The organism is Aureispira sp. CCB-E (assembly GCF_031326345.1).
Lineage (GTDB): Bacteria > Bacteroidota > Bacteroidia > Chitinophagales > Saprospiraceae > Aureispira.
On the sequence record NZ_CP133671.1, the window covers coordinates 995,952 to 1,008,434 of the forward strand.

Consider the following 12,483-nt stretch of genomic DNA (forward strand, 5'->3'; position numbering starts at 1 on the left):
CTATCTGTCTAGATTTTTAATGTATTTTAATATACTATATTTTTTACATTTAAAATAAACCCAATTTTATGAAACAATTCTTTCTAGTAACAGCACTGCTCTGTTGCTATTCCCAAGGATTTGGACAATTCCAAATTCATCCCGATTCTTCTTTTTATACCTTCTTAGATTCCTTTTATACTTATTATCAAGAGGATAGTGCCGAAGGAGGAATTTATAATCAAGTGCGTAGAGATAAAGGAGTGTGGGGGACTCGGTTATCGCCAACGGGTAAAATAGGTCCAGCAGCTACGGCTATGACCAATTATGCCAAAATATATAGCACACCACTCCCCACTAATGCTTTAATAACTCCTTCCGTAGCAGCCAATACAAAATGGACAGAACTAGGTCCAACAAACATTTCTGTTGGTATTGGGCAAATACATCGGATTGCGTTTCATCCTCAATACAATGGTACGACCAACCGAATTATTTATGCAGGATCTCATTACGGAGGTCTTTTTCGTACGGATGATGGTGGTCAAAATTGGGTGAACTGGTACACTGATAGAGGACTACCCATCACTTCTGTCTCTGGTATAGCAGTTTCTAACAATAATTTATTTGTCTGTACAGGAAATGGAGATCAAGGCTATAGTCAATTTGGTTATAATGCCAATTACTCTACTTTAGGTCCTGGAACAATCAACAATGCAAATCCTATACATACACAAGGGGTTTATAAATATGACCCTACTCAACCTTTAAAGTGGGTTTCTATTAATGGAAATGGCGCTAATGCTGTAACAATGATAGGGGGTGGACAAAAAGATGATTTAAGAGATGTCTTTGCTGAAGGAGGAACAATGAGAAATATTATAGTACACCCAACAAATGATAATATTCTCTTTATTGCAACAAGTTTGGGAATTTTTAGAACCATGGATGGTGGAAATACTTGGAAACAAGTTCTTAGTTTTCCCCATGCAACTGATTGGAGAGGTTTAGAGTTTCACCCAACTGACCCCAACATAGTTTATGCTAGTGGCAGGAGTGTTTTTGAATCCATAAATGGAGGCAGTTCTTGGACAATATTAGCTGATGCTAATAACCTACCTTTACCATTTCCTAGTATAGATATAGAACGAACGAATGTGGCAGTAACACCTGCTGCTGCACACTTATTATATGTTTACTGTGTGGGAAAAAATTCTAGTGGTAATGCAAGAAGTGGAACAGTAATGCTTTACAATCGCCAAACTTTAACTTGGAAGTTATTAAATAAAAACAATACAAGTAATGGTTACGAAACTTATCAACCTTCATGGACGGGCATCGCAGTATCACCAATAGACTCTAATTATGTCTATACGACTAATACAAAAGTATGGGGGTCTAGAACAGCTATAACTGGTGGAGGCTGGAAATATCAATCTGTTTATCTGAACGCTACGTTTCATGCAGATGTGCATGATGTTGAATTCCCTCCCAATTCTAAAGATTCTTTATTTGCTGTTACACATGGAGGGGTAAGTGTAAAGGAAACAACAAGCAACAATAGTGGAGGATGGACTAGGTTGTACAATGGTTTAGGTGTTGGAAATATTTGGGCTTTTGATGATTGGGAAGGAGACGATAATAGAATTGTTTCTGCTCACCAATGTGTAGGGTCTCTTGTGTCTAATGATAGAGGGCAGACATGGAATCGTGTATTAGGTGGAGATGGTTATGGTGCTAGAATAGATGATCAAAGCGGATGGGCTTTTATTAAAGGCAATAGTGATGAAGATTTTTGGCGAATAAAACTATCTGGTGCAATGGTTCAAGAAAACTTATATCTACCGCCAACGGATACAGTATGGGGACCTTGTTGTTTTCTACCCCAAAACCACCCTAATTCTTGCGCTCCTTGTGGGGAACGAGTGCATAATGCTTTTGCTATGATCAATCATCCGAAAACAGATGAAATGTATTTTGGTGTAAATGGGCTGCATAAAAGATTGATACTCGATCCCAATACTACGGATTCGAGCACAAGTGTCTGGCAACGAGTTTCAGATTTGACTCATTATCACCATGATGATTGGAATAGACGAATCATGGATATTGCAATGAGTGAAGATGAACAAACTAATATTACGTATGTTTCAACCTTAAATGATTTGTATCCATGGGGATCTCCAAGACGTAGTGATTTTTATGTTTCTGATGATAATACAAATTTAATCTGTAATCCAGCGCCCTGTTTTGTAAAGAAAACAGATTCATTGCCAATCACCACCAATCCTCCCGCAACGAATGTAGATCCTAATCCGATAACAGGAATAGCAATAGCGCCCTCCAATGGTGAAAGGGTCTGGATTAGTACCACAGGATTTGATCCCAATATAAAAGTACTTTACTCTGATGATAGAGGTAATTCTTGGACAAGTTACGATGATAATATTGGAACCTTAGCCAACCTAAATATGCCCATCAACAACATCGTCTACCAGCGAGGTACCAACGATCGGCTGTATATTGCTACAGATGTCGGTATTTATGTTCGAGAAGGCAATGGAAATTGGTTGCGCTATGGAGATGAATTTCCCAATGTGCGAACAACAGAACTCAAAATCAACTACTGTTCGGGCAAGCTACGAGCAGCAACTTTTGGACGAGGCGTATGGGAAGCCGACTTGCTACCGCCAGAGACGTCCATTGATTACCGTAGTTTCCGAACAATTACAGGAACGGAAACATGGACTACGAGCAAAAATATGGTTCGAGACATCAAGGTCAAAGCAGGTGCTACCTTAATTTTAAATAGCATGACGCTGAATATGCCCAAAGATGGTTTGATTGTGGTAGAACCAGGTGGCTTATTGGTGGTTGATTCTTCTACAATCACCAATCAATGTGGTCAGACATGGCAAGGCATCCAAGTATGGGGAAATTCTCACCTGTCTCAAGTCCCGACCAATCAGGGACAAATTATTTTGAGTGCTGCTACCTTGGAATATGCCAAAAATGCCATTAGTCCATGGGAAGTAGGCAATTTCCCCAATCCAACCAACAATACAGGTGGAACAGGCGGAATTATTACGGCGATGAATAGTCAATTTATTAACAATTGGCGTTCCATTGATTTTATGCGTTATATATCTCCAACAGGAGGTAAAGAAGGGAGTACCTTACACAATTGTACCTTTACGGTCAACGACGATTATCGTCCTTTTGACGGCGATAGCCTTCCTAACTTTTTGGGACACGTATCCATGTGGTCGGTTGGTGGAACCGAAATACAGGGATGTACGTTTAAGGACGAACGCAGCAACAAAATAGGAGACCCAGTTACTGGTGGTAGCTTTGGTTTGGGAGGCTTGGGAGCCAGCCCCAAAGTCTCTCGCCTGTTGTTCCCTTCCAAACGCAACCGCTTTGAGGGCTTGGAGCGTGCTGTTGAGATGGGCGGTCCAAGAGGCACCAACTATACCACCGCTATTGACGAATGTACCTTCGTGGATAACGAGCAAGCCGTTATTATCCGAGCGCACAATCAGGCGGTAGTGATTCGGGATAGTTTTGAAATAGGCAACTTTGCAAGTACCTCGCCCAACAGCTATATTGTGGATCACTATGGTCTAGGGCTGATTCATACGACTGCTTTTAATGCAGAACAGAACTATTTTGCCAGTACGACCAATAATGCTAGCGCTACGGTTGGTTCTTGGGTAGAAGCAACGGGAGCGGCAGGAAATGCGCTCAAAAACAACCACTATCATAATTTGACGAGTGGGAATTTGGCACATGGACGGAATGATGGAGCTTTACCAGATGATGGCTTACAATATCACTGTAACCAAAATACAGGAAATGATTACGACTTTATGGTCTTTGCCAATATCGCAACCGATAATACAACAGCCAGCATTAGTGGTCAACAAGGTAGTATCACGCAAGCCAGTCGCAATACCTTTTCGGCTGCTGTACAGAGCTTGCCCACTCAAGCGCATTTTTACAATTACAATTACGATGCTGCTTCGGCACAGTTAGGGGCACCTGTTCAGTATTATTATACTTCTAATAATACAAATGAAATACCAGATGCAGCATTACTTTTTAATACCAATAGACAGGTTGCATCACAAGGTATATTGAGTTTCTGCGCAGCAAACTATACTGGTACAGGAACCTTTAAAGTAAGCAATGGAGAAGGGGAAATAATTTCCTTAGAAGCCCTAAAAGAAGGCTACGCCACTGATTGGGACAACTATCAACAATTAAAATTAGAATACGACGAACTACCAGCAGAAGACAGCGTGGCTCGTTCTAACAAAGAAAGTGAACTAGCGGGTGCCTATCAAAAGCTATTCTTTGGGGTAAATCAAGTGATTCAGCACTATGCCAACGACAGCATTCCTCAAAACGATAGCTTAGAAACTTGGATTAAAAAGAAACCTGGCATAGTCGCACAATACGAATTGGTAGAGCATTATTGGAGACAAGGGCGTTATGCCGATGCCTTGGATCAAATAGATTACATTGCTGCTACGTTTAGCATGGACTTTAGAGTATCAAAAAACCACAGTCATTACAAAGATTTGAAAGAATTGTTGCAAGCGGCTTATGTCAATGGGCGCATGGAAGCAAATTTGGAGAAATCAGAAGTAGAGGTGTTGGAAGCGATTGCCAATGCCCAATGGGGTTTTGCAGCGGTACAAGCGTCGGATATTTTAAAGTTCTTTTATCGCAAAGGTACTTTGTATGCGCCGAGTTTGCCGAACCTAAACCCCATAGAAGGTAAGTTTGTTCCTGCCCAAGGGAGTCGTCTTGCGTCATTTGCTAAAGAACCTACCTTGGCGGGCACGCCGAACCCTGCTATTAATTGGGTAGATTGGTCTTATGAATTGCCAGAAGGGCTTGAAAAGGGGCAGTTGGTGGTTACGTCTACCACGGGAGCAACGATGACTCAAGTAGCCTTGCGCAACAATGTAGGTCAGCTTACGTTAAATACGAAAGAATGGGTGTCGGGAATTTATTTTGCGACACTATTCTGTGAAGGGCAAGAAGCTAAAGTCTTTAAAATTGTTATTCAAAAATAATGTATCATTGATAGCCTACTTCTGCCTTGTGTAGAAATAGGCTTTTATCTTTTTCTTATGCGAATTATTTATCTTGTATTATGTTGTTTTTTATATTATAATAATATAGCTCAAATAACTACCTTTAATAAACGGATGACATTGGGTTGTGGAAATACGATACTTACAGGTTTGGAAGTGACGGATTCTTGCTACTATGTTACAGGGGGGGCTTTAGATAGTAACAATAATTGCGATTTTGGTACGGTGTTTACGAAATACGATACTCTTGGTAATTTATTATTTTATAGAATAACTAGGGGGGTTGAAACGTGGTTTCCTTATCTAAGGACAAATTTTCAAAATGAGTTAGTAACAGCCCCTTATTTTTATGACTCTACAGGAATGTATGGAGGCATTTTTATCTATGATAATATGGGAGGGGGAACAGTTACACCTTTTTCTAACCCTTATATCGAGGGGACATTCATCCGCCCAGACGATATGCGAATAAGTAATGATAGCGGTTATATAATAACAAGCTCCATTAATGATACAACAGGAGTAAGTGATGTAGGAATTCTAAAACTAGATCAACAAAGACAAAAAGAATGGCATGTAACAAGAGGCGTACCCCATTATGTAGAGCACACTCCCTGCGTTTACGCCACGAATGACAATCACTACATAATTGGCTATCAACAAGACAACCTAAGTGGCGTACAAATGAACTACACGGTACGGAGCAAATTAGAAAAAATAGACAGCCTAGGTAATACGATTTGGACTTACCAAAGCCCTAATAACCAACAAATACATGGTGTGAATGACTTGATTTTGTCCAAAGATGGCGGCTTGGTAGTTGCGAGTGCATGGGGAAGTGAACGGCTAAATCCAACGGGAACATATGCTGTTCCTATCCAAGAAGCCTATGTCTATAAACTAGATAGTGCTCAGAACTTTTTATGGGGAACTAAATTTCATTCAGATGCTTTGACGACGGCTAATTTTCAAAAAATAATAGAACTAGAAGATAGTAGTTTAGTGGCGATTGGAACGGTAGTCCGTTTATATCCTTCATCCAATCCAACTTATAATATAGTACACGGGCGAATTGTCAAACTATCGCCTCAAGGAGACAGCATTTGGAGCAGAGATTACGAGTATCTAAGCACAGCGAATGCACGGCACACGGTTTATGATGCCGAGCAAACCCCCGACGGAGGTTTTTTAGTATGTGGAGAAGCAAATGGAGTAGATACGATTCCTAGCAATCCGATTATTTTTCAGCAAGGTTGGTTGATAAAATTGGACGAACAGGGCTGCTTGGTGCCAGGTTGCCATACGACAACAGGCGTGCTGCCGCTAGAGCAAGGAGGAGCAATTTCTTTGTTGTTGTATCCCAATCCTACCACAGATTATTTGAATGTGCATTATTATAATAAAACAACAAAGGAGGAATTGACCTTTTGTGTGGTGGATTTGCAAGGGCGTGTGTTGCATCGTTATACAACCTACGATCAGTCGGATAAGACCTATATTGTTCCCGTGTCGGGTTTGGTGGCGGGGGTGTATGTATTGGAAGTTCGACAAGAGGGGGAATTGATTGGTCGTGAGCAGTTTGTGAAGCGATAGTGATGATGGACTTGTCTTATGAATTTCCAGAAGGGCTTGAAAAGGGGCAATTGGTGGTTACGTCTACCACGGGGGCAAGGATGACTCAAGTAGCCTTGCGCAACAATGTAGGTCAGCTTACGTTAAATACGAAAGAATGGGTGTCGGGAATTTATTTTACGACACTATTCTGTGAGGGGCAAGAAGCTAAAGTCTTTAAAATTGTTATTCAAAAATAATGTATCATTGATAGCCTATTTCTGCCTTGTGTAGAAATAGGCTTTTATCTTTTTCTTATGCGAATTATTTATCTTGTATTATGTGGTTTTTTATATTATAATAGCATAGCTCAAATAACTACCTTTAATAAACGGATGACATTGGGTTGTGGAAATACTATCTTAACAAGTTTGGAAGTGACCGACTCTTGTTATTATGCCACAGGAATTGCTAGAGATAGTATAAATTGCGGTCTAGGAGCTCTCTTTGTTAAATATGATACAATAGGAAATTTACTTTTGTATAAAATTCTTTACGACAGTTTAAATCCTTATAGAACTTGGAATCCATCCTTAAAAACTTATGTTGACGGAACGCTAGTTGTTGCTTGTCATCATAGTGATTCATTAGGATATACAGGGGGAGTTCTAAAATACACAACAAATGGCAATTTTATTGATGGTAAATTTTATCATAACCCATATGTGTCAGGTATTCTTACTCGCACAGACGATATGGAAATAACCAATGATAGTGGATATATAATTGTAAATTCAGCTAGTGATACATTTGGGATAAGTGATGTAAGTATTCTAAAACTAGATCAACAAGGACAAAAAGAATGGCATGTAACAAGAGGCGTACCCCATTATGTAGAGCACACTCCCTGCGTTTACGCCACGAACGACAATCACTATATAATTGGCTACCAACAAGACAACCTAAGTGGCGTACAAATGAACTACACGGTACGAAGCAAATTAGAAAAAATAGACAGCCTAGGCAATACGATTTGGACTTACCAAAGCCCCAATAACCAACAAATACATGGTGTGAATGACTTGATTCTGTCCAAAGATGGCGGCTTGGTGGTCGCTAGTGCATGGGGAAGTGAACGGCTAAATCCAACGGGAACATATGCTGTTCCTATCCAAGAAGCCTATGCCTATAAACTAGATAGTGCTCAGAACTTTTTATGGGGAACTAAATTTCATTCAGATGCTTTGACGACGGCTAATTTTCAAAAAATAATAGAACTAGAAGATAGTAGTTTAGTGGCGATTGGAATGGTAGTCCGTTTATATCCTCCATCCAATCCAACACATTATATTATACACGGGCGAATTGTGAAACTATCGCCTCAAGGAGACAGCATTTGGAGCAGAGATTACGAGTATCTAAGCACAGCGAATGCACGGCACACGGTTTATGATGCCGAGCGAACGCCTGATGGAGGTTTTTTAGTATGTGGAGAAGCAAATGGAGTAGATACGATTCCTAGCAATCCGATTATTTTTCAGCAAGGTTGGTTGATAAAATTGGACGAACAGGGCTGCTTGGTGCCAGGTTGCCATACCATAACAGGCGTGCTGCCGCTAGAGCAAGGAGGTGCAATTTCTTTGTTGTTGTATCCCAATCCTACCACAGATTATTTGAATGTACATTATTATAATAAAACAACAAAGGAGGAATTGACCTTTTGTGTGGTGGATTTGCAAGGGCGTGTGTTGCAGCGTTATACAACCTACGATCAGTCGGATAAGACCTATATTGTTCCCGTGTCGGGTTTGGTGGCGGGGGTGTATGTATTGGAAGTTCGACAAGAGGGAGAATTGATTGGTCATGAGCAGTTTGTGAAGCAGTGATGTATTTTGAAGGATGTAAGGAGGTGCTCTCGAAATTCTAAAAAATTAGAATAGCCGACAGAAAATAAGCTGCTATAGAAAAATATTTTAAAACAATTTGTGTCATTTGTAGCACATTTTTGTATTTTTGTTTTACAGTCATTGTTTCGTACAAACACTCAAAAGAAATGATACAGACATTAACCATACAGAACTATGCTATTATCGAGGAATTGGTCATTAATTTCTCAAATAACCTAACTATTATTACAGGAGAAACGGGCGCAGGAAAATCCATTATGTTGGGTGGCTTGGGGCTTATTATGGGGAAGCGTGCTGATACAAAAGTACTTTATAAACAAGATAGTAAATGTATTGTAGAAGGGATATTTGATGTTTCTCCTTATGGTTTAGAAAGTTTTTTTGAAGAACATGATTTAGATTATGAAGCAGAAACCTCTTTGCGTCGAGAAATTACACCTTCTGGAAAATCAAGGGCGTTTGTCAACGATACTCCTGTACGTTTGGGGATATTAAAAGAATTGAGCAATAAGTTGATTGATTTACACCAACAGTTTGATACCTTAGATATTCATGACCCTGTTTTTCAGGTCAAAGTAATTGATGCTATTGCTGATAATAAAAAATTGTTAGCAAAGTATCAAAAGGAATTTGGAGCTTATGAGCAAACCAAACGTACCTTAGCTAAATTAATCCAACAGAGCCAAGATGCTAATAAAGAAACAGACTTCCTTAAATATCAATTAAACGAACTTACAGAAGCAGCATTGCAAGCAGGGGAGATGGAGGCTTTGGAAATGGAACAGCGTCGTTTGAATAATGCAGAAGATATTCAACGCATTTTAGGGGGGGCGGCGATGCATATTAATGAAGATGAAAACTCAATTTGTAGCCAATTAACGGATTTGTCTAATGCCGCTTCTAGTTTGGTAGAGTTTCATCCTAATTTACCGAAATTGTTGGAGCAGTTTGATTCTGTGTTGTTAGAAATAGAAGAATTAGGGAATCAATTTCACATCATTGCAGAAGAAACCGAACATGATGGGGAACGCTTGGTGGAGGTCAATGAGCGTTTGTCTGTTTTGTTTAATTTGATTAACAAATACCATGTACAAGACGACGAAGAGTTAATTGCGTTTAGAGATGAATTGACGGAGAAATTAGGAGGCTTTGAGGATATTTCAGATCGCATAGAAAACCTAAACGCAAAGGTGCGACAGCACGAGCAACAATTACTTGAAATTGGTAAAAAACTTTCTGAAAAACGTCAAAAAGTAAAAGGAAAGTTTGAGAAGTCTGTTCAAAAACGCTTGGCACAATTATCCATGCAATATGCTCGCTTGGAGGTAGAAATTGTTCAAACCAAAGAATACATGCCATCGGGGATTGATCGCTTACGTTTCTTATTTGCAGCCAATAAAGGTAGCCGTTTAGAAGAAATTAAAGGCGTTGCTTCAGGTGGTGAGTTGTCTCGATTGGCACTTTGTATCAAATCTTTGGTAGCTAGTGCAATTCCATTGCCAACGCTCATCTTTGATGAAATAGATTCAGGCGTTTCTGGTGAAGTTGCTTTACAAATGGGGATTATTTTACAAGCTCTGTCGGCTGAACATCAGGTGATTTCTATCACACATTCTCCTCAAATTGCAGCGAAAGCAAATACACACTATTTTGTTCGCAAGAAAGTATCAGGAAATAAAACAACTACTTTTGTTAGTGAACTTAATCAGCAAGAGCGTATTTTGGAAATTGCAAAAATGCTGAGCGGAAATCCACCTTCAGAAGTAGCTAAAGAAAATGCAAAAGAATTATTGGGTTGTTCATAAGTTTTAGAATCTCATTCTAGTATAATGAAATGGTTTAGAAGAAAAAAAAAACCTAATGAAGAGACTGGTTTCTTGTTCCGGTACGATGGGATTGCTATTGATACTGATCAAGTAATTTTTTTCCCAAAACTAGAAGACGTTTTTCATGAAGTAAGTTTACTTCACCGACAAGTATTTTATCCTCTTTGCTCAATCAAAATGAGTTTGCTCAATCCAGACTGGAATTTTTATGGACACTTTATTTATGTTTATAGAGAGGTAGAAGAAAATATACGTCTTGTTAGGTTCCATACCGCTTACTGCGACGACTATTCTTTGGGCTTTGATGTTATTGATAATAAGTATACATTACAATCTAAAATGAACTTATTAGAGCTTTCAGACTCTTATCAAAAATACCAAGAAAAAGCAGCTGCGAAGTATCAATATTTTGTTCAAGATTATCAAAAGAATCAATTAGAAAATTTATTACCGAAAGCACAGCCGATTAATTTTTTGATTAAGTGCTTTGGAAAAATCCCCATGTGGATTCAAGAAGACGCAACACCTAAAGATGCCGATGGAAATGCCTTGCTATTTGTAGGGCAAGTACGTGTTTTAGACTTTATAGGTGAAGATCAATACTTGTACTTGTTTTATAATGCGAAAGAACATTATTTTGTGCAGCGAGAACAATATGTTTGAGCGTAGGGCATTAGAAATAAAAAAAATGTTGAAACTGTACGAACAGCCCAACATTTTTAATCAATTTTTGCTTATCGCATTTATGCAATACTTTCAAATTCTTTTTTTGTTTCTTTTTCTTCTGCACCATCTGTTATATCAAGCATGGCATCAACAGAAGCTGATTCTGCTCCAAAGTCGTATTTGTAGGAGCGATCATTAACAAAAATATCTTTGGTCCAATCTTCATCAGGTACTTTGGGAGCAAGAACATGAGGCGTTCCATCATAGTTTAATCGCTTGCCTGGGTAAATATAGGTCTTCCAAAAGTACAAAGGCATATTTTTAACACTCAAGTTAGGATGAATATGGGGTTCAATCATTCTGTTGTGATATTCTGGTAATAAACTCCAATGTAACGATGGGCGATCGTGGTGCGCACCGTGGTAGCCGTTGTTAAAACAAAACCAATTCATTACTTTTCCTGTAAAAGTGCGAGAGTGATTGTACTTGTGATTGGGATCACAGCCATCATGTTGCCATAAATTAACTCCCATTAAGGCCCATAATGCATAAAAATGGGGAATCCAAATGAACATAATTGCAGCAGGTAGGTTTATAAATAGGGTAGCAATTTTAAGGACATTAACCAAAACGGATTCCAACAACCATTGTCGGTACCATTGAGGCTTTTCTTTCTTCATTTTGGCAGCCCATTTCAATTCATATTTGAGCGCACCCCCTGTAATTAGAAAAAAGAAAAAAAGTTGATTTAATAAATGCCACTTGAAACGAGCCTTGGAGGTTCGCATAGCATCTTTGGGGGTTTCTAATTCCTTGTGGTGGCTAAAGTTGTGTCCTGGTACGAATGCGCTGACAGAATAACCATAACAAAAACTCAAGACATATTGCATGATTTTGTTATGTGATTTTTTTACAAATATAGGAGCGTGAACAGTATTGTGGATAATAACAGCTGTACAGAAGCAAAGTACACAGGCTGTTATACACAAAGGTAATAGTACACTATAGAAAGCAAATTCATAGAAGTAGTTAAAAGAAAAAAATCCGCCATAAGCTACCAAGTAGTAGGCTAAGATAAATAATAGTGTGCGAGTATCGGCTTTATAGCGTAAGATAGATGTACTCATATTTATAGTTTAACTTTTAAAGACCACTTCTAATTACTATTGGTGGTTGAATAGCAATCGAAGGGGAATTTTAGAAATTATGTTATAAAATAAAGATAAAAAATAAGAATGAAATTTTTTATCCAAATTCTCTATGCCTTATTAATAATAATATTCGCTAAAAAAATTAGCAAATACGTATTCTAATAGAAGGGAAAATTAACAAACTCAAGACCAAAAAATAAAATCTAAGAGACTTTAACATTTTTTCATCAGTCTGTTTGCCAAGTCTGATAAAGGATATAAAAAAGGAGCATAATTCTAATTAAAGATTATACTCCCT

The 12,483-nt window shown here is 38.6% G+C and carries 7 protein-coding genes; 6 read left to right on the plus strand and 1 reads right to left on the minus strand.

The annotated features are described in order from the left end of the window. Positions 1-68: 68 nt before the first annotated feature. The 6 genes from QP953_RS03790 to QP953_RS03815 all read left to right on the plus strand — a co-directional run bounded on the left by QP953_RS03790 (position 69) and on the right by QP953_RS03815 (position 11,031). Entirely contained in the window at positions 69-5,063 is a 4,995-nt protein-coding gene (locus QP953_RS03790) for a hypothetical protein (protein ID WP_309554017.1), read from the plus strand. 57 nt (positions 5,064-5,120) lie between these two features. Then, a complete protein-coding gene (locus QP953_RS03795) occupies positions 5,121-6,677 on the plus strand; it encodes a T9SS type A sorting domain-containing protein (protein ID WP_309554018.1) in 1,557 nt (518 codons plus the stop codon). 2 nt (positions 6,678-6,679) lie between these two features. Next, positions 6,680-6,895: a T9SS type A sorting domain-containing protein gene (locus tag QP953_RS03800; protein ID WP_309554020.1), complete on the plus strand. Its 216-nt coding sequence runs from the start codon at positions 6,680-6,682 to the stop codon at positions 6,893-6,895. Positions 6,896-6,952: 57 nt separating this feature from the next. Then, entirely contained in the window at positions 6,953-8,521 is a 1,569-nt protein-coding gene (locus tag QP953_RS03805; protein ID WP_309554021.1) for a T9SS type A sorting domain-containing protein, read from the plus strand. 167 nt (positions 8,522-8,688) lie between these two features. Next, a complete protein-coding gene (gene recN, locus QP953_RS03810; RefSeq protein ID WP_052595019.1) occupies positions 8,689-10,347 on the plus strand; it encodes a DNA repair protein RecN in 1,659 nt (552 codons plus the stop codon). Between the two features lie 24 nt (positions 10,348-10,371). Next, positions 10,372-11,031 carry a hypothetical protein gene (locus QP953_RS03815; protein ID WP_309554023.1) on the plus strand — a complete coding sequence of 220 codons (660 nt, stop codon included), beginning with the start codon at positions 10,372-10,374 and terminating at the stop codon, positions 11,029-11,031. Positions 11,032-11,111: 80 nt separating this feature from the next. Here QP953_RS03815 and QP953_RS03820 read toward each other — a convergent pair whose 3' ends face one another. Next, positions 11,112-12,161, minus strand: a complete 1,050-nt coding sequence (locus tag QP953_RS03820) for a fatty acid desaturase (RefSeq protein ID WP_063833050.1) — start codon at positions 12,159-12,161, stop codon at positions 11,112-11,114. Positions 12,162-12,483: the final 322 nt, after the last annotated feature.